17 protein-coding genes are annotated in these 19601 nt (G+C 62.2%); 1 reads left to right on the top strand and 16 read right to left on the bottom strand.

Features of this window, described 5'->3' with window-relative positions; genetic code table 11:
• Positions 1-134: 134 nt before the first annotated feature.
• Positions 135-2540, bottom strand: a complete 2406-nt coding sequence (ppsA, locus tag JMY24_RS04725; protein ID WP_128590934.1) for a phosphoenolpyruvate synthase — start codon at positions 2538-2540, stop codon at positions 135-137.
• 579 nt (positions 2541-3119) lie between these two features.
• On the opposite strand from ppsA, the gene ppsR reads away from it, so the two are divergent.
• Positions 3120-3935, top strand: coding sequence for a posphoenolpyruvate synthetase regulatory kinase/phosphorylase PpsR (ppsR, locus tag JMY24_RS04720; protein WP_013338896.1), 816 nt, complete (start codon positions 3120-3122; stop codon positions 3933-3935).
• Here the strand turns inward: ppsR and JMY24_RS04715 are convergent.
• The 15 genes from JMY24_RS04715 to tsf form a co-directional block, all read right to left on the bottom strand.
• A complete protein-coding gene (locus tag JMY24_RS04715; protein WP_128590936.1) occupies positions 3929-4747 on the bottom strand; it encodes a TrmH family RNA methyltransferase in 819 nt (272 codons plus the stop codon). The two genes, ppsR and JMY24_RS04715, sit on opposite strands and share 7 nt — an antisense overlap.
• Positions 4748-4902: 155 nt before the next feature.
• Positions 4903-5700, bottom strand: coding sequence for a ribonuclease HII (gene rnhB / locus JMY24_RS04710; protein ID WP_201701454.1), 798 nt, complete (start codon positions 5698-5700; stop codon positions 4903-4905).
• Positions 5697-6866, bottom strand: a complete 1170-nt coding sequence (gene lpxB / locus JMY24_RS04705; protein ID WP_027775319.1) for a lipid-A-disaccharide synthase — start codon at positions 6864-6866, stop codon at positions 5697-5699. Before lpxB ends, rnhB begins: the two co-directional genes overlap by 4 nt.
• 3 nt (positions 6867-6869) lie before the next feature.
• The gene (gene lpxA, locus JMY24_RS04700; protein WP_128595304.1) at positions 6870-7658 is read right to left on the bottom strand and encodes an acyl-ACP--UDP-N-acetylglucosamine O-acyltransferase; all 789 of its coding nucleotides are present in this window, start codon (positions 7656-7658) and stop codon (positions 6870-6872) included.
• An 88-nt stretch (positions 7659-7746) separates the two neighbouring features.
• Positions 7747-8211, bottom strand: coding sequence for a 3-hydroxyacyl-ACP dehydratase FabZ (gene fabZ, locus JMY24_RS04695; protein ID WP_128586273.1), 465 nt, complete (start codon positions 8209-8211; stop codon positions 7747-7749).
• A 182-nt stretch (positions 8212-8393) separates the two neighbouring features.
• Positions 8394-9530: a UDP-3-O-(3-hydroxymyristoyl)glucosamine N-acyltransferase gene (gene lpxD, locus JMY24_RS04690; protein ID WP_128595305.1), complete on the bottom strand. Its 1137-nt coding sequence runs from the start codon at positions 9528-9530 to the stop codon at positions 8394-8396.
• Between the two features lie 224 nt (positions 9531-9754).
• Entirely contained in the window at positions 9755-10276 is a 522-nt protein-coding gene (locus JMY24_RS04685; RefSeq protein WP_193414809.1) for an OmpH/Skp family outer membrane protein, read from the bottom strand.
• Between the two features lie 47 nt (positions 10277-10323).
• Positions 10324-12636, bottom strand: a complete 2313-nt coding sequence (gene bamA / locus JMY24_RS04680; protein WP_128586270.1) for an outer membrane protein assembly factor BamA — start codon at positions 12634-12636, stop codon at positions 10324-10326.
• Between the two features lie 67 nt (positions 12637-12703).
• Complete coding sequence (gene rseP / locus JMY24_RS04675; RefSeq protein WP_128595306.1) at positions 12704-14119, bottom strand: RIP metalloprotease RseP; 1416 nt, start codon at positions 14117-14119, stop codon at positions 12704-12706.
• Between the two features lie 7 nt (positions 14120-14126).
• On the bottom strand, positions 14127-15332 hold the full coding sequence (locus JMY24_RS04670) for a 1-deoxy-D-xylulose-5-phosphate reductoisomerase (RefSeq protein ID WP_201701453.1): 1206 nt from the start codon (positions 15330-15332) through the stop codon (positions 14127-14129).
• A gap of 10 nt (positions 15333-15342) precedes the next feature.
• A complete protein-coding gene (locus tag JMY24_RS04665) occupies positions 15343-16164 on the bottom strand; it encodes a phosphatidate cytidylyltransferase (protein WP_201701452.1) in 822 nt (273 codons plus the stop codon).
• Positions 16158-16940, bottom strand: coding sequence for a polyprenyl diphosphate synthase (uppS, locus tag JMY24_RS04660; protein ID WP_128586267.1), 783 nt, complete (start codon positions 16938-16940; stop codon positions 16158-16160). Before uppS ends, JMY24_RS04665 begins: the two co-directional genes overlap by 7 nt.
• Positions 16941-17094: 154 nt before the next feature.
• Positions 17095-17655 carry a ribosome recycling factor gene (gene frr, locus JMY24_RS04655; RefSeq protein ID WP_027775328.1) on the bottom strand — a complete coding sequence of 187 codons (561 nt, stop codon included), beginning with the start codon at positions 17653-17655 and terminating at the stop codon, positions 17095-17097.
• Positions 17656-17755: 100 nt separating this feature from the next.
• Entirely contained in the window at positions 17756-18469 is a 714-nt protein-coding gene (pyrH, locus tag JMY24_RS04650) for a UMP kinase (RefSeq protein ID WP_006048674.1), read from the bottom strand.
• 221 nt (positions 18470-18690) lie between these two features.
• Entirely contained in the window at positions 18691-19572 is an 882-nt protein-coding gene (gene tsf, locus JMY24_RS04645; protein WP_128586266.1) for a translation elongation factor Ts, read from the bottom strand.
• Positions 19573-19601 lie beyond the last annotated feature (29 nt).

Below are 19601 nucleotides of genomic sequence, written 5' to 3'. Positions count from 1 at the left end.
TACCGGGGTGTTTATAGCACGAAGCGGAGGCGGATTACCGGCGCCGAAGGTGCGGTTGGACCTACCTTTGATGCGCCGTTGATATGCCGCACCTTTCGTCATGCGTGCCGCTTAGGACGCGGCACGCGCAACGCTTACTTCGTCGACGATTTCGCCAGCTGCTGCCATGTCTCGATGATCGTGTCCGGGTTCAGCGAGATCGACTTGATGCCTTCGTCCGTCAGCCATTGAGCGAAGTCGGGGTGATCCGAAGGACCCTGACCGCAGATACCGACGTACTTGTCCAGCCGCAGGCACGTTTCGATCGCGCGCTTGAGCATGAACTTGACCGCCGGGTCGCGTTCGTCGAAATCGACGGCCAGCAGCTCCATGCCGGAGTCGCGGTCGAGGCCGAGCGTGAGTTGCGTCAGGTCGTTCGAGCCAATCGAGAAACCGTCGAAGAATTGCAGGAATTCTTCGGCCAGAATCGCGTTCGACGGCACTTCGCACATCATGATGAGCCGCAGGCCATTCTCGCCGCGCTTCAGGCCGAACTTCTCGAGCAGCCCGACCACGCGCTCCGCCTGCTTCAGCGTACGCACGAACGGCACCATGATCTCGACGTTGTCGAGGCCCATCTCTTCACGCACCTTCTTCAGCGCGATGCATTCCATCTGGAACGCTTCGGCGAAGTCTTCGGCGATGTAGCGCGACGCGCCGCGGAAGCCCAGCATCGGGTTCTCTTCGTCCGGCTCGTAACGCGAACCGCCGATCAGCTTCTTGTACTCGTTCGACTTGAAGTCCGACAGACGCACGATCACGGGCTTCGGATAGAACGCCGCAGCGATCGTCGCGATACCTTCGGTCAGCTTGTCGACGTAGAAAGCGCGCGGCGATGCGTGACCGCGAGCGACGCTTTCCACGGCCTTCTTCAGGTCCTGATCGATGTTCGGATATTCGAGAATCGCCTTCGGATGAACGCCGATGTTGTTGTTGATGATGAACTCGAGCCGCGCGAGACCCACGCCTGCATTGGGCAGTTGCGAGAAGTCGAAAGCCAGTTGCGGGTTGCCGACGTTCATCATGATCTTCACCGGGATCGGCGGCAGTTCGCCGCGCTGCACTTCGGTGATTTCGGTTTCCAGCAGGCCGTCGTAGATCTTGCCTTCGTCGCCTTCCGCGCACGACACGGTCACGAGCGCGCCTTCCTTCAGCACGTCGGTTGCGTCGCCACAGCCCACCACTGCCGGCACGCCCAGTTCGCGTGCGATGATCGCCGCGTGGCAGGTACGCCCGCCACGGTTCGTAACGATCGCGGATGCGCGCTTCATCACCGGCTCCCAGTTCGGGTCGGTCATGTCGGCGACCAGCACGTCACCCGGCTGCACACGGTCCATTTCCGACGGATCGTGAATCACGCGCACCGGACCCGCGCCGATCTTCTGGCCGATCGCGCGGCCGGTGGCCAGCACGTTCGATTGTCCCTTCAGCTTGAAACGCTGCTCGGCCTTGCCGGTGGCCTGGCTCTTCACCGTTTCGGGACGTGCCTGCAAGATGAAGATCTTGCCGTCACGGCCGTCTTTGCCCCACTCGATGTCCATCGGACGCTCGTAGTGTTTTTCGATGATGACTGCGTATTTGGCAAGCTCGATCACGTCTTCGTCGGTGATCGAGAAGCGGTTGCGCTGTTCGTGCGGCACGTCGACAGTTTTTACGCGGCCTTCTTCACCGGCCTTCGTGAATTCCATCTTGATCAGCTTCGAGCCGATCGAACGGCGGATGATCGGATATTTGCCTTGCGCGAGCGTGGTCTTGTAGACGTAGAACTCGTCCGGATTCACCGCGCCTTGCACGACGGTTTCGCCCAGACCATAGCTCGACGTGATGAAAACCGCGTCTTTGAAGCCGGATTCGGTGTCGAGCGTAAACATCACGCCGGCCGCGCCGACGTCCGAACGCACCATGCGCTGCACGCCCGCCGACAATGCGACTTCAGCATGCGTGAAGCCCTTGTGGACGCGATAGGAAATAGCGCGGTCGTTGTACAGCGACGCGAACACGTGCTTCATGCGATCCAGCACGTCTTCGATGCCGACCACGTTGAGGTAGCTTTCCTGCTGACCCGCGAACGATGCGTCCGGCAAGTCTTCCGCCGTTGCCGACGAACGCACGGCAAACGAAAGCTCTTCAGGCGAGCTGTTTTGCAAGGTGTCGAAACCTGCGCGGATGTCAGCCTCGAGTTGCGGCTGCAGCGGCGCTTCGATGATCCATTGACGGATCTCCTTGCCCGCTTCGGCGAGCGCCTTCACGTCGTCGACGTCGAGCGTCTCGAGACGTTTGGCGATGCGTTCGGTCAGGTTGTTGTGATGCAGGAAGTCGCGGAAAGCCAGTGCCGTCGTGGCGAAACCGGTCGGCACGCGCACGCCCGCTTCGGCGAGTTGACTGATCATCTCGCCTAGCGACGCGTTCTTGCCGCCTACAATCTCCACATCGGTCATCCGCAACTGCTCGAACGGAACTACATACGCCTTATCCTTTGCGACGGTAACTGCGTTAGTCATACAAGCCCCTAAGTGTGAAAGAAATTCACGGCTGTGCAAGTGGGCTCGAACGCGAGACGCTTATTGGAAGCGTGACCTCGCGTCTTGCACAACCTGTTGGAGAAGCAATCGCTTGCGGCGCTTGTGCCAATCACTGATGCAACGCGCTTGTGCAACGCGCTTGTGCAATGCATCACGCCGACAAAGAAGGCGACGAAGCGCGCGAATGGTGGGATTTAGCGATCGATGCGCCGCATTCCGTGCCGTTTTACGCCCGATAGCGTAGCGTTGAACCACCGTTCGCGGCGAGTTAGACGCCAATCGCCTGCAATTGCTTATCCAACAGGTTGCCGCTATTCTACCGTGCCGACTCTCGAAATGTGACAGTCGGACGAGAATTGCGCCTCGAACCGCGCCCGGACCGCCTGCGCGGCTCTTTCGATGTTTTTCAAAGAGTCCACGAGTGCGTCCCGGCGCAGTAGCGGTGCCCACGGCGCGTTGTTTGACGCCGCTGTTTTGCGGTCAGCCACCGCGCAGCGAAATCAACGCAGCGATGTTCCATTCGAGCGCTTTTTGCCGCTCACGTTCCCTGCCCCACTGATGCCGCCCACCGTATTCATCGTCTCCGACGGTACCGGGATCACTGCCGAAACCTTCGCGCATTCGATCCTCTCCCAGTTCGACCAGAAATTCCGCCTGGTTCGCGTGCCTTTCGTCGACTCGACGGAAAAGGCCTATGCCACGCTCGAAAAGATCAACGAAGCGATCCAGCAGGACGGCCGTCGCCCGATCGTGTTTACGACGCTCGTGGACAGCGCATCGAATCAGATCGTCAAGGGCTCGAATGCGCTAGTGCTGGACATGTTCCAGACGTTCGTCGAGCCGCTCGAACAGGAACTGGAACTGAAGTCGAGTCACGCGATGGGGCGCGGCCACCAGAACGCGGACACCGAGGAATACAAGAACCGGATCGAGGCGATCAACTTCTCGCTCGCGCACGACGACGGCCAGTCGAACCGCAATCTCGCCGATGCCGACGTGATACTCGTTGGCGTGTCTCGCAGCGGCAAGACGCCGACGAGCCTGTACCTGGCCATGCAGTACGGCGTGAAAGCGGCCAACTATCCGCTGATTCCCGAAGATTTCGAGCGGGGAAAACTGCCTACGCCGCTATTGGCGCATCGGCAGAAAATGTTTGGATTGTCGATCGATCCGCAGCGCCTGTCGGAGATCCGTAACGAGCGCCGGCCGGGCAGCAAGTACGCCGCGCCGGAGAATTGCCGTTACGAGATCAACGAGGCCGAAGCGATGATGCGTCGCGAAGGGATCAAGTGGCTGTCGTCGACGCACAAGTCGATCGAAGAGATTGCGACCACGATCCTGCAGGAGATAAAGCTGGACCGGCCGTCTTATTGAGCAGCGGGAAAACGCGTGTCGCGGTGCATGTTCGCGGCGCGCTGTTGTCTGCATTGCTCGAATACGCACACAGCGGCCGCGGCCGCGACATTGAGCGACTCCATGCCGCCCGGCTGGGGAATCGTCACCCGCAATGAGACGGCGTCACGCCAGATTTGCGATACGCCGGCCCCTTCGTTGCCGAACACCCACGCAAGTTGTCCGCTCAGGTCGCAATCGTAGATCGCCTCTGCGCCGTGCGAGTCCGTAATCACGACAGGCACCGCGAGGCGTTCGATCAACGTCTGCGCTTCGACATCTTCGTGGATCTGCAGCAGGAAGTGTGCGCCCATGCCCGAGCGCAGCACCTTGGATGACCACGCGTACGCCGTGCCCGGCGCGCAGAACACGTGTTGAATACCCGCGGCGGCTGCGCTGCGCAAGATCGAACCCACGTTGCCTGCGTCCTGCACGCCGTCGAGCACGACGCATGTTTGCGCGACCGTCTCCGGCAGCGGCGTGTCGAGCTTTTCCACGAGCAGCAGAATCCCGACGCCGTGCACGACATTCGACAACTGTCCGAACAACGCATCCGGCAACGTTACGATGCGCTGTTCGTCGATGCGCGAAACGATGGCCTGAGCTTCGTCGTGACGAAGCGCGCCGTCGGTGACCACGCACATTTCCGGCTGCCCGGCGACATCGAGATAAGCGCTCGCGAGGTGGAAACCTTCCAGCAGCGCATGGCCGCTGCGACGCTGTTGATGCGTCGAACCGGCGAGCGCCTTCAGGCGTTTATAGAGCGGATTGTCCCGCGAGGTGATAGCTTTCACAGGCAGCGAAGACGGTGAGGGTCAGGAAAAAGGTTAGCGGAGTGAGCATGGCTAACGGGAGCAAAGCGGGAGTAAAGCGGGAGCAAAGCGTTACGCTTGCTGCAAATCGCGGCACTGGGTGTGGATGGAGCCGCCTGCCACGTCCGCGCAAATACTCACGCGCCGCTGTGTTCGCCGAACGCGTCGCGATCGAGCATTGCTTCGTCCAGCATGCCGTGCGCCAACATATCCGGCACGACGATAACTTCGCCTGCGGGCAGCGGCACCCCAGTGCCGAATCGCAAATGCGCCTCGCGCACGGGCGCGAACGAGCGCCGGTGATGCTCGCAGGGACCGTGCTCCCGCAACGCCGCGAGGTGCTGCGGCGTGCCGTAGCCCGCATGCGCATTGAAGCCGTACAGGGGATACGTCTGGTGCAATTCCAGAAGCATCCGGTCGCGCGTGACCTTGGCAAGAATCGACGCCGCCGAAATGCATTTCACGAGCGCGTCGCCACCAATCACTGCTTCGCTACGAACGCTCAATGTAGGGCAGCGATTACCGTCGATCTTCACCAGCGTGGGCGTCACGGACAGCCCTTCCACCGCGCGCTTCATCGCGAGCATGGTTGCGTGGAGGATGTTCAGCGAATCGATTTCTTCGACGGTTGCCGATGCAATGCAGTAAGCAAGCGCGCGGTCGACGATCTTGTCGTACAGCTCGTCACGCTTTTTGGCGCTCAACGCTTTCGAATCGTCGAGGCCGCGAATCATCGGCTTAGACGGATCGAAAATGACGGCTGCAGCCACGACCGGACCGGCCAGCGGTCCGCGCCCTGCTTCGTCTACGCCGCAAATAATGTCGTCGGGAGTCTCGAAGTTAAGGCCGCCCTGCCGGCCGGCCGATCCGGCCGCGCCTGCGACGGCCGCGGTCTTGCGACGTGGCGCGCGCGCGTTGGTGCGTTCGTTGCTCACGGCCGCGCCTTGCGCTTTTCGACGACGCTCGCGACGACTTCCGCCGCACGCTGCGCGGTGTTTTGCTTCAGCACGTGATGCATCTCCGTGAAGATTTCCGTCAGCGTGCGCCGGTTGGCTTCATCGCGCAACTGTTTCAGCGTGGCTTCGGCCAGCGCTTGCGGCGTCGCGAAATGCTGGAGAATTTCCGGCACCACGAAACGCCCCGCCAGAATGTTCGGCAAACCGACATACGGCAGATAGCCCTGCCGGCGCATGATCTGGCCGGTCAGCCAGGGCACCTTGTAGGAGATGACCATCGGCTTTTTCAGCAGCGCCGCCTCGAGCGTGACGGTGCCGCTTTTCACGAGGATCGCGTCTGCCGCCGTCATGGCGAGTTGCGACTGGCCGTCGGTAATTGTCAGCGCGAGGCCGGGGTGCGAGTCGACCAGCGGGCGCAGCATCTCTCGCAACGCGGGCGTCGCCGCCGGCATCACGAAACGGAGACCGGGCTCCTGATGCTGCATCATTTCCATCGCCGCGAAGAACGTTGGCCCGATCAGGTCGATCTCCGAGCGGCGGCTGCCCGGCAGCACCGCGATGACAGGACCGCTTTCCGCGATACCGAGCGTCCGGCGCGCGCCGAGCGTGTCGGGTTCCAGCGGAATTTCGTCGGCAAGCGGATGACCCACGTACGAAGCCGCGACGCCCGCTTTTTCGAGCAGCGCCGTTTCGAACGGGAACACGCACAGCATATGGTCGACGGCCTTCGCGATCTTTTTGATGCGCCCGCCGCGCCACGCCCAGATGGACGGGCAAACGAAGTGAATCGTCGGAATGCCCGCCTCGCGCAACGGATGTTCGAGCCCGAAGTTGAAGTCAGGCGCGTCCACGCCGACGAACACCGCGGGCGGCTCGGCCAGCAGTTGGCGCTTCAGGTCGTTGCGAACACGCAGGATTTCGGGAATGTGCCGCAGCGCTTCGACATAGCCGCGCACGGACAGCTTTTCCATCGGCCAGTGCGCGTCGAAACCGGTGGCAATCATGCGCGGGCCGCCGATTCCGTAGTAGTGCGTGGCGGCAGGCAGGCGGCTCGCGAGGCCGTTCAGCAGCGACGACGCCAGCAGGTCGCCGGACGGCTCGCCGGCCACCATCGCGATGCGTAGCGGACTGGGTTGCAATGCCATCGCTTAGCGGATGATGCCGCGCTGCGACGCTTCGACGAATGCCAGCAGCGTTCGCACCGGCTCATCGCCGTCGCCGCCGGCCGACGCCAGCTCACGCAACTGCACTTTCGCTTCTTCGAGCGACAGGCTGTTCTTGTACAGCAGACGGTACGCGGAGCGCAGCGCCGAAATCGCGTCCGGCGAGAAGCCGCGGCGGCGCAGACCTTCGACGTTGATGCCGTGCGGCTCGGCCTTGTTCCCGGCCGCGATCACGAACGGCGGAATGTCCTGCACGAGCGCCGAAGCGCCGCCCAACATGGAGTGAGCGCCGATGCGCACGAACTGATGCACGCCCGACATGCCGCCGACGATCGCATGGTCGCCAATCGTCACGTGGCCGGCCATCTGCGCGTTGCTCGACAGAATCACGTTGTTGCCGACATGGCAGTCGTGCCCGATGTGCACGTACGCCATGATCCAGTTGTCGTCGCCGAGCGTGGTCACGCCCGCGTCCTGCACCGTGCCGGTGTGGATCGTGGTGAACTCGCGGATCGTGTTGCGGTTGCCGATTTCGAGCCGGGTGGGCTCGTCTTTGTACTTCATGTCCTGCGGACGGCCGCCGACCGATGCATAGTGGCCGATCCGGTTGTCTTCGCCGATCGTGGTGTAGCCTTCGACCACGCTATGCGAACCGACGGTGGTCCGGGCGCCGATCGTCACATGGGCGCCGATCACCGCATACGGTCCGATTTCGACGGATTCGTCGAGTTGTGCGCCCGGTTCGACGATCGCAGTGGGATGAATCCTGCTCATGCGTCCTCGCTTCTGATTCTGTTGCGTTGTCTGGATGGGCTGGGTCGCGCCGGCTGCCTCATGAGGCGCCGGCTGCCCGAACAGTGACTCAGGCGTCTTTGTCGGTATGACGCACCGCGCACATCAGGTCGGCTTCCGCCGCCACCGCGCCGTCCACCTCGGCTCGCGCCTTGAACTTCCAGATGCCGCGCATATGCCGCTCGAACGTGCAGTTCAGGATGAGCTGATCGCCCGGCTCCACGACGCGCTTGAAGCGCGCGTTGTCGATACCGACGAACAGGTAAAGCGTGTTCGACGGGTCGCTCGGCTCTTCCGAGAACGTGAGGAGCGCTGCCGTTTGTGCGAGCGCTTCGAGGATCAGCACGCCAGGCATGACGGGACGCGTCGGAAAGTGTCCCTGGAAATACGGCTCATTGATCGACACGTTCTTCAACGCTTTGATGCACTTGTGCGGCTCGAGTTCGAGCACCCGGTCGACCAGCAGGATCGGGTAACGATGTGGCAGCAGCGTGAGAATCTTATGAATGTCGAGATTGATTTTTTCGGTGCTCATGGTGTTTCTGCTCACGCATTGACTGCGCGATGATGACTGCGGATGCTGGTGCAGGTGGGTTGGTAACGCGTGCTGCCGGCGCTCGCCGTGACCCGGGGCCGTGCCACCGGGTCACGGCAACCGTCTTCGCTTCCTGATATTCGCCCGCCATTTTACGCGGTACTGGCGGGCCGCCCAGAAATCTAGCTTTTGTCGCTCTGTGAATTGCCCGTCGCGCCGGATGCCGCAGGCGCTGGTTTGCTGGCCGGCTTTGCGTCCGGCCGGTCAGCCGCGGCATTTTCCAGCGCCTTGATACGGTCGCGCAGCTTGTCGATATTGCGCAGCAAAGCCGCGCTTTTGTTCCAGTCAGCGTGGTTCACGGCCGGGAATGCGCTCGTGTACATGCCGGGCTTGAGCAGCGACTTCGACACCCCTGACTTCGCGGTGACGATGACATAATCGGCGAGCGTCACGTGCCCGGCAATCCCGACCGCGCCGCCGATCATGCAATGACGGCCGATGGTCGTGCTGCCCGCGATACCCGCGCAACCAGCGATTACCGTGTAGGCGCCGACCTTGCAGTTGTGGCCGATCTGCACGAGGTTGTCGATCTTCACGCACTCTTCGATGATCGTGTCGGCCATTGCGCCACGGTCGATCGTGGTATTCGCGCCGATTTCGACATCCGCTGCAATCGATACGCCGCCAACTTGCGGAATCTTCACCCAGCTACCGGTACGCGCTTCGCCTTCGCCGACGAAATCCGGCGCGAAGCCGAATCCGTCGGAGCCGATCACCGCGCCCGCGTGCACGATTACGCGCTCGGCCAGCTTGCAGCCGTGATACACGGCCACATTCGGATACAGATGCGAACCCGCGCCGATGCGCGTGCCGCGGCCAATGACGACATTCGCGTCGAGCCGCACGTTTTCGCCGATGACCGCACCGGCTTCGACCGTAACGTGCGGTCCGATCACCGCGCTCGCGGCGATCTGCGCGGACGGGTCGATCGTCGCACTCGGATGAATACCGGGCGCGAGCTTCGGCGTAGCCAGGTCGATGAAGGTTTGCGCGACGCGCGCGAAGTAAGCGTACGGATTCGGCGTGACGATGAAGTTACGGGCGCTGCGGGACGTGAGCTTCGCCAGGTCGTCGGCATTGATCAGCACGGCGCCGGCCTGGGTCGTCTCCACTTGCGACAGGTACTTCGGGTTGGCGAGGAACGCCAGTTGGTCCGGGCCTGCCTGGTCGAGCGGCGCGAGGCTGCTGACGCGCTGCGAACCGTCTCCTACTACTTCACCGCCGAACCGTTGGACGATGTCCTCGAGCGTAAATGCCATGCCTGTCCTGTCTCCTGCTGTTCAGTGCGTCTTGTCAGAGTCACCGGTTGGAGCCTCGCCCCGGCGCGCCCTGCATATGCCGAGCGCGGTTTCGGCGTGCTTCGGGTTCGCGTAAAGCTGTTTGGAGGCCACCAGACGGCGTGCGTCGTGCGCGGCGTTTGCATTCAACGCCCTTGCCGAGGCCGCCTTTTCAACCGCTGCTTGCAACGCTCCTGCCTGTGCTCTCAGTTGCCCGAGGCCGCGAGAGCCTTGAGCACCTGATCCGTGATGTCGATGCGCGGGCTCACATACACTGCTTCCTGAACGATCAGGTCGTAATGCTGCGCCTCGGCGATCTGCTTGATCACCTTGTTCGCGCGGTCCAGCACCGCCGCCAGTTCTTCATTGCGACGCTGATTCAGGTCTTCGCGAAACTCGCGCTGCTTGCGCTGAAAGTCCGTGTCGAGTTGCGACAGATCGCGCTGCTTTTGCGCGCGATCCGCCGACGACATCGACACACCGCTCTTGTCGAGCGAATCGGACATCGACTTCAGCTTCTGCGCCATGTCCGCGAGATCCTTGTCGCGCTTGGCGAACTCGGCCTCGAGCTTGACCTGGGCCGCCTTTGCCGCAGCCGATTCCCGCAGAATCCGGTCCGAATTCACCGCGGCAATCCTGGCTTCCTGCGCGTGCGCTACTCCGACGCCCAGCGTCATTGCCAGCGCCAGCGCGCAAGCCACACGTTTCGAAAACATACCGGTTAGCAAAGTGATCCTCTCGATACTGTTGTTTGGCGAGCTGTCCGCAACGCGGATCAGAACGCCGTTCCGATCTGGAACTGGAACTTCTGGTACTGGTCGCCCGTATGCTTGGTGAGCGGGAAGCCCAAGCTCAGCTTGAGCGGTCCGATCGGCGAAATCCACGCGAGGCCGACACCATAGCCGTAACGCAGGCCGTTAGCGCCGTTCGACGTGGCGGCGGTGCTCGCGTCGGCCCACACGTTACCCGCGTCCAGGAACGTGAACACGCGCAGGGTTCGATCATAGCCGGTGCCCGGCAGCGGGAACGTCAACTCGATATTGCCGACAAGCAGCTTCGAGCCGCCGATCGGATCGCCGGTGGTCGCGTCGCGCGGGCCGAGCGAACTCGGCTCGTAGCCGCGGACCGAACCGATACCGCCTGCATAGTAGTTCTTGAAAATCGGGTATGGCTTGCCGCCCATGCCCTTGCCGTAGCCGCCCTGGAAGTTGAAGCCCAGCACGAAGCCGCGCGAAAACGAGTAATAGTACTGCGCGTTGATGTCGGCCTTGTAATACTGGGTGCCGCCGATCGGCGTGCCGTATTCGGCATTTGCCTGCGTGAAGTAGCCACGGCTCGGCACGAGCGCGCTATCGCGCGCATCACGCGACCAGCCTACCGTAAGCGGCACGTTGTTCGACACGCGGCCAAAGTCCTGAACGTATTGCTTATACGACGCTGGCGTATTGCTGTCCACGTCCAGCTGGTTCTGCTCGAGACCCGCGCCGAAGTACACCGTATCCACTTCGGAGAACGGAATACCGAACTTCAGGTCGCCACCAATCGTAACGATCTTGAAGCTCGAATCGGTCGAGTAGTACAGCGGCTGATAGGTACGGTAATAGACGTCGGTAATACGCTTGATGCCGTCGACCGTGAAATACGGATCGACCTGCGTAACCGTCAACGTGCGGTAGGTTTTCGCGGTATTGATGTTCACCGCGAGGCTCGTGCCCGAGCCGAACACGTTGTCTTGCGAGACGCCGGCCGACAGCACCACTTTGTCGGTCGACGAAAAGCCGGCGCCCAGCGTAATCGCGCCTGTCGGCTTTTCAGCGACCTTGACGTCAACGTCGACCTGGTCAGGCGTGCCTTCCACGGGGATCGTGGTCACGTCGACGTCGGTGAAATAGCCGAGACGATTGATACGGTCTTTCGACAGTGCGAGGCGGTTCGAGTCGAACCACGAGCTTTCGAGCTGACGCATTTCGCGACGCACCACTTCGTCGCGCGTACGCGTATTGCCGACCACATTGATACGGCGCACATAGACGCGGCGGCTCGGGTCCACCTGCAGCGTCAGGTCGACCTTGTGGTTCGACTGGTCGATCTGCGGCTGCGCGTTGACGGTCGCGAAGGCATAACCGTATTCGCCCAGCTTGTCGACGATCGCCTTGGTGGTGGCCTGCAGCTTTTCAGCCGAGAAGCGATCGCCCGGTTTGATCTTGATGAGCTTGGCGAGCTCCGGCTCGCGGTCGAGCAGATTACCGGCCAGCTTGATGCTCGAGATCGTGTACGGCTCGCCTTCATGCAGCGTGACCGTCAGATACATGTCCTTCTTGTCCGGCGTGATCGACACCTGAGTCGACTCGATATTGAACTCGAGGTAGCCGCGGTTCAGGTAATACGAGCGGACATTTTCGAGGTCGCCGGTGAGCTTGTCTTTCGCGTACAGGTCGTTCTTCGTGTACCACGAGAACCAGTTCGGCGTGGACAACTGCATTTCGTCGCGCAGCGTGCCCGTGCTGAACGCCTTGTTGCCGATAAAGTTGATCTGACGGATCTTGGCGCTAGGCCCTTCGGCCACCGAGAACAGCACCGAGACGCGATTGCGGTCGATCGGCGTGATCGTGGTCGTGACTTCGGCTGCGTAGTAGCCGCGCGTCAGGTACTGACGCTTCAGCTCCTGTTCGGCCTTGTCGACGAGTGCCTTGTCGTAGTAACGGCCTTGCGACAAACCCACGGCGCGCAGCGCCTTGGTCAGGTTTTCCTTGTCGAACTCGTGAATGCCCGCAAAGTCGATCGTGCCAATGGCCGGACGCTCCAGCACCTGCACGACGACCACATTGCCTTCGGTCGCGATCTTGACGTCGTTGAAGAAGCCCGTTGCGTACAGTGCGCGAATGGCTTCCGATGCCTTGTCGTCGCTGAACGTGTCGCCCTGCTTGATAGGCAGATAGGCGAACACGGTGCCAGGTTCGACGCGTTGCAATCCCTCGATCCGGATGTCTTGCACCACGAAGGGCGTGGTTGCGTGAGCAACCAGCCCATGCGCGGCGAATGCCGCGGTTATAACCGTCTTCGGAACAAAGCGATGAGGTTTAAACAACGTGCTTCCCCAGTGTGTATAGCTGCATCAGGTCGGACGGTCGCCATTGTTAGCGCCGCCGGACACTTTAAAAGTGGATTAAACGAGCGAGATCGTTGAACAGTGCAATCGCCGACAAAGCGACGATGCAGGCGAGACCCGCCCTCTGAAAAACGAGTTGCCAGCGATCGGAGACAACTTTACCGGTCACAGCTTCAACCAAATAATATAACAGATGACCCCCGTCCAATACCGGAATTGGTAGCAGGTTCAGTACACCGAGGCTAATACTGACGAGGGCCAGGAACGACAGAAATGCAGAAGGACCGAGACGTGCGCTCTTTCCCGCGTAATCGGCGATCGTCACTGGACCCGACAGATTTTTTAGCGAAGCGTCGCCGACGATCATGCGGCCGAACATACGCACCGAATAAACCGCCAGATCCCACGTACGGCGCGCGCCCAGTTGAAGGCTTTCGAAAGGTCCATAACGCACGTTGATCGACGGCACCTGGGTCGCCAGTTCGGCGCCGATGCGGCCGACCTGCTGCCCCGTTGCCGGGTCGCGCTGTGCCTGCGGAACGATGCTGATGTCTTCGAGTTTGCCCTGCGCTTCACCCTGCGCTTGACCCTGCATCTGGCCGCCGGCCGCGCGCTCCACTTGCAGCGTCAAAGGCTTGCCGGCGTGCGATTTTACATACGCGATGAAGGCCGTGGCGTTGTCGGTTGCGATGCCGTTGATCGCACGCAAGCGGTCGCCCGGAACAAGCCCGGCTTTCTGCGCCGCGCTGCCCGGCTGCACACCCGCAACGGTCAGCTTGCCGCCGCCGGGTTCAAAGCCGAGGCGCGACATGAAGTCGTCGTCTACGTCCTTTTCGCCGACACCGCGCAGGTCGAGCTGGAAGTCCGACGTGCCGCCCGGGCCTTTCGCGCTCAGCACGACACGTTTGTGATCGAAGGCCGCGCCGAGCAGTTTCCAGCGCAAGTCCGACCAGGATCGCACCGGCTCGGAGTCGGCAGCGTTCTCCGTGCGCACCGCCACCACCGTCTCCCCGCCTTCGAATCCGGCGACGGCAGCCGCCGTGTTCGGCGCGGGCACGGCCAGAATGGCTGCGGGTTCTGTGACGCCGGTGGCGAACACGAGGCCGAACAGCACGATGGCCAGCAGGAAATTTGCAACCGGCCCCGCCGCGACGATGGCGATACGCCGCCACACCGACTGCCGGTTGAACGCATGCGGCAACGCTTCGGCGGGAATCGGCGCGTTGCCTGTCTCACGCTCGTCGAGCATCTTCACATAGCCGCCGAGCGGCAGCGCGGCCACGGTCCATTCGGTGCCGCTCCTGGGACTGACCCACTGGAAAAGCGGCTTGCCGAAGCCGATCGAAAAGCGCAGCACCTTGACGCCGCACAGCCGCGCCACGCTGTAATGCCCATATTCGTGGACGACCACAAGCACGCCAATCGCAACCGCGAAGGCGAGCACTTCGATCAGCAGATTCATAAGCGCCTCACTGGACGGCGCGTTCCGTGCGGCGGGCGGCGTCAGGCAGACGCGCGATGAATTCGGCAGCGGCGCGACGCGCTGCGGCGTCTGCTTCGATCACATCTTCGAGCGCATGCGCGCTGCCATTCGGCAACCCGTTGAGCACCGAGTCGACCACTTGCGCGATCGCCATGAAACCAATCTGGCGCGACAGGAACGCTTCAACAGCAATTTCGTTAGCGGCGTTGAGCGCCGCACTGGCGAGGCCACCTTCGGCCAGTGCCTTCATCGCCAAAGCCAGACAGGGGAAACGCGCGTAGTCCGGTTTTTCGAACGACAGCGACGCGATTTCCGCGAGGTCCAGCTGCGCGACGCCCGAATCGACACGATCCGGAAATGCGAGCGCATGAGCGATGGGCGTACGCATGTCCGGGTTACCGAGTTGCGCGAGCACCGAGCCGTCGGCGTACGAAACCAGCGAATGGATCACGCTTTGCGGATGGATCAGCACGTCGATGCGATCGCCCGGCAAGCCGAACAGCCAATGAGCCTCGATCACTTCGAGGCCTTTGTTCATCATCGTGGCGGAGTCGACCGAAATCTTGCGGCCCATGACCCAGTTCGGGTGCTTGCAGGCTTCTTCCGGCGTGACGCCGGCAAGGGTGGCCGGTTCGCGCGTTCGGAACGGGCCGCCCGACGCGGTCAGAATGATCTTGGACACGCCGCCATGCAGCGCGGCTTCGCGCGGCAAGCACTGGAAAATAGCGTTGTGTTCGCTGTCGACCGGCAGCAGAACCGCGCCGTTGTCGTGGACCGCGTCCATGAAGATGGCGCCCGACATGACCAGCGCTTCCTTGTTGGCAAGCAGAATCCGCTTGCCGGCGCGCGCGGCGGCGAGGCTCGGCGCGAGACCGGCCGCGCCCACGATTGCCGCCACGACCGTGTCGCAGCCGCTGGCCTTCGACACGTCGACGAGCGCCTGGGCGCCATACGTCACTTCGGTCTTGCAGCCCGCTTCGCGCAATTTGCCCGCGACGCGTGCCGCCGTGTCGGCGTCGCCGACCACCGCGACTTCCGGCCGGAAACGCAGGCATTGCTCGACGAGCTTGTCGCCGTTGCGGTGTGCGGTAAGCGCATAAACCGAAAAACGCTCGGGATGACGCGCGACGACGTCGAGCGTGCTGTCTCCAATCGAGCCCGTGGAACCGAGCAATGTCAGACGTTTTTGCATATCTCTTTCTCTAGCCGAGCAGCAGCATGGCAAGCGGCAGCACCGGCAACAATGCGTCGATGCGGTCGAGCACGCCACCGTGCCCCGGCAACAGGCCGCTCGAATCTTTCACGCCGGCCTGGCGCTTCATCATGGATTCAAAAAGGTCGCCTACGACGCTGAACACCACCAGCAGGGTCAGCGCGAGCAGCGCACGCAGGGCGCCCCAGTGCGCCCACAAGCCGGAATACAGGGTCGGCTCGAACGCACGCAAAACAACCGCCGCCAGAGCGACGATCATGACGACGAGCCAGCCGCCGATCGCGCCCTCCCACGTCTTGCCCGGGCTGATGGCGGGCGCGAGCTTGTGCTTGCCGAACGCCTTCCCCGAGAAGTATGCGCCGATATCGGCGAGCCATACCAATAGGAGCAGCGACAGCACGAACGGCACACCCTGGATGCGCGCGGCGACGAGAGCATGCCAGCACGCGACGAATATCACAATGCCGGCAAGAAACAGAAAGTTACGCCATGCGCCCTGCGCGAGCGTCGGCTTGCGCAGCAGCACGAATGGGCCGGCGATCACCCAGAAAATGGCGGCCGCTTTGTAAAACGGCCGTGCATCGTCGACACCGATGCCAAGGCGCGTGCTTGCCACTAGCGCCACTGCCGCCACCAGCGCGTAAATGACCGGGCCCGCGCCGCCAAGCTTGAGCAGGCGCGCCCACTCCCACGCAGCGAACACGACGACGAACGCAATCAGCGCGCCGAACGCGCCGACCGGCGCGAACAACGTGACGGGCAGGAACACTGCCAGGAGGACGACCGCCGTGATGACACGGGTTTTTAGCATGGAAGCGAATCGACGTTTTGCGATTGCGGCTCGAGCTGAGCACTGGTGCGGCCGAAACGGCGCTCGCGCTCCGCATATGAAGCGATCGCGTGGCCGAGGGCGTCGGCGTCGAAATCCGGCCAGAAGGTGTCGGTGAAGTAGAACTCGGTGTAGGCGAGCTGCCACAGCAGGAAATTGCTGACGCGCCGCTCGCCGCCCGTGCGGATGAACAGATCGGGCTCCGGCGCATACGCCATGGACAGATGCTCGGCAAACGATTCCTCGTTCACCTCGACCGCCTTGCCCGCCAGCGCCGACTGCTCGGCGAGCTTGCGGGTGGCCTGCATGATGTCCCAGCGACCGCCGTAATTGGCTGCAATGGTGAGCGTGAGCCGCGTATTGCGCGCGGTCTTGGTCTCGGCGCGCTTGATCAGATCGCGGATGCGCGTATCGAAACGTTCGAGATCGCCGACCACCCGCAAACGGATGCCGTTCGCATGCAGCTTGCCGATCTCGCGCTCGAGCGCGGTGACGAACAGGCGCATGAGGAACGACACTTCCTCGTTCGGCCGACGCCAGTTTTCGGAACTGAAGGCAAACAGCGTCAGATATTCGACGCCCTGGCGGGCGCACGCCTCGACGGCTGCACGCACAGCGTCGACGCCGCGCGTATGACCGGCCACGCGCGGCAAGCGGCGTTGGGTGGCCCAACGGCCGTTGCCGTCCATGATGATCGCGATGTGTCGCGGCACCGCAGCGACATCAGGCACGCGCACGGTTGAACTGGTGTAGGTCATGGCCGTCGGGACAATAACTGCAAATGAAGAAGTGAAAACCTTGAATTGGTGAGTGCTCCCAGACCTGGCGCTGTACGGTTCGCACTTTGCGCCAGCCCCTGAAGGGGCAGAAAAAGCTGCGTCGGCTCCGCGTTTCCGACGGAGCCGAGCCGCCTTACACCGTCATGATCTCTGCTTCTTTGGTCACGACGAGCTTGTCGATTTCAGCGACGAATTTGTCCGTCAGCTTCTGAATATCGTCGCCTGCACGACGCTCGTCATCTTCCGAAATTTCTTTGTCTTTGACGAGCTTCTTCAGTTGCTCGTTAGCGTCGCGGCGCAAATTGCGGACAGCGATCTTGGCCGTTTCGGCTTCGCTCTTGACCACTTTCGTCAGCTCGCGGCGGCGTTCTTCGGTCAGCGCCGGCATCGGCACGCGGATCACATCGCCCTGGGTAGCTGGGTTCAGACCGAGGTCCGACTCGCGGATCGCCTTTTCGACGACCTGGACCATCTTCTTTTCCCACGGCTGCACGCCGATCGTACGTGCGTCGATCAGCGTCAGGTTCGCGACCTGCGAAATAGGCACCGGCGAGCCGTAGTAATCGCACTGGATGTGATCGAGCAGGCCCGTGTGCGCACGGCCCGTACGGATTTTCGACAGATCGTTCTTGAACGCGTCGATGGAACGCTGCATCTTTTGCTCAGCGCCCTTCCTGATATCAGCCACAGACATTTTTAAACCTCCGAACCTTCAAAACGGTGCGAGCCGGCCAGCACGCGCGATATGCGGCGGCCCGGGCTCGCGTCAAAGCCCACGTTATGTGAACGAGAGTTTACACGTGGACGAGGGTGCCCTCGTCCTCGCCGAGCACGATACGCTTGAGCGCGCCCGGCTTGACGATCGAAAACACGCGGATCGGCAGCTTCTGGTCGCGGCACAGCGCGAACGCGGTGGCGTCCATGACCTGCAGATTGCGGCCGATTGCCTCGTCGAAGCTGATCGTGGTGTAGCGCGTCGCGCTCGGATCTTTCTTCGGGTCGGCGGAGTAGACGCCGTCAACCTTGGTGGCTTTCAGCACGACTTCGGCGCCGATTTCCGAGCCGCGCAGCGCGGCGGCCGTGTCGGTCGTGAAGAACGGGTTGCCGGTGCCGGCCGCGAAAATCACGACTTTGCCTTCTTCGAGCTGGCGAATCGCTCGCGGGCGGATATACGGCTCGACCACCTGGTCCATACGCAGCGCGGATTGCACACGCGCCTCGATGCCCGCATGGCGCATGGCGTCCTGCAGTGCCAGCGCGTTCATCATGGTGGCCAGCATGCCCATGTAGTCGGCGGTGGCGCGGTCCATACCGGCCGCGCCGCCCGCTACGCCGCGAAAAATATTGCCGCCGCCGATCACCACGGCCAACTGCGTTCCAAGACGGACCACTTCGGCCACATCCGCCACCATTCGTTCGATGGTCGCGCGATTGATGCCAAAGGCATCGTCGCCCATCAGAGCTTCACCGGAGAGTTTGAGCAGGACGCGTTTGTAGGCAGTGGGCATAGGGGTATCCAGATCGCGCAGAACAGGGCAACAACAAGGGACTAATGTAGGGGTGAAATGCTGATTCGGGCAAGCGCCGCCAAATTGATGAACCCCTGAGGTTCGTCAGCGGCGGCTGCGCAGCGGGGGTCGACCCGCGCGCAGCCTTGCGGCGCTGCCGACCGCGGCACAGTCTTGCTCTGCCGCGGGTACAACGGTACTAGCCGAAGCTCGGGTGAAGCTTATTGTTGCTTTGCAGCAGCCACTTGAGCGGCGACTTCAGCAGCGAAGTCGTCCTGCTTCTTCTCGATGCCTTCGCCGACCACGAACAGCGCGAACTTCTGGACGCTCGCATTGCCGGCCTTCAGCATCTGTTCGATCGTCTGCTTGTCGTTCTTAACGAACGTCTGGTTGAGCAGCGACACTTCCTTCAGGTACTTCTGCACGCTGCCGTCGACCATCTTCGCGACGATTTCAGCCGGCTTGCCCGATTCGGCGGCCTTCTGTTCAGCGATGCTGCGTTCCTTGGCGATCAGATCCGCCGGCACGTCGTCCGACGACAGCGAGACCGGCTTCATGGCTGCGATGTGCATAGCCACGTCCTTGCCGACCTGCTCGTCTGCGCCCGTGTACTCGACCAGCACGCCGATGCGCGTACCGTGCAGATACGCAGCCAGCTTGTTCGACGTCTCGAAACGCACGAAACGGCGGATCGACAGGTTTTCACCGATCTTGCCGACCAGCGCGAGACGCACTGCGTCGACGGTCTGGCCGTCGAGCGGCAGAGCCGACAGCGCTGCGACGTCAGCCGGGTTTTGCGTTGCGACCAGCTCGGCGACCTTCTTCGAGAAAGCGAGGAAGTCGTCGTTCTTCGAGACGAAGTCGGTTTCGCAGTTCAATTCGACGAGCGAACCCGCATTGCCGCCGATGAACGAGGCGACCACGCCTTCAGCCGTAACGCGCGATGCAGCTTTGCTCGCCTTGTTGCCCAGCTTCACGCGCAGCAGCTCTTCAGCGCGCGCCATGTCGCCGTCGGCTTCCGTCAGCGCCTTCTTGCATTCCATCATCGGCGCGTCGGTCTTCGCGCGCAGTTCTGCAACCATGCTTGCGGTAATTGCCGCCATCATTTGCTCCTTGAGTTCGGTCTGTGTTG

This window comes from Paraburkholderia kirstenboschensis, assembly GCF_904848585.1.
In the GTDB taxonomy this organism is placed as follows: Bacteria; Pseudomonadota; Gammaproteobacteria; order Burkholderiales; family Burkholderiaceae; genus Paraburkholderia; species Paraburkholderia kirstenboschensis.
Note: the sequence above shows the minus strand (reverse complement) of the source record. Positions and strands in the feature narration are given on the sequence as shown.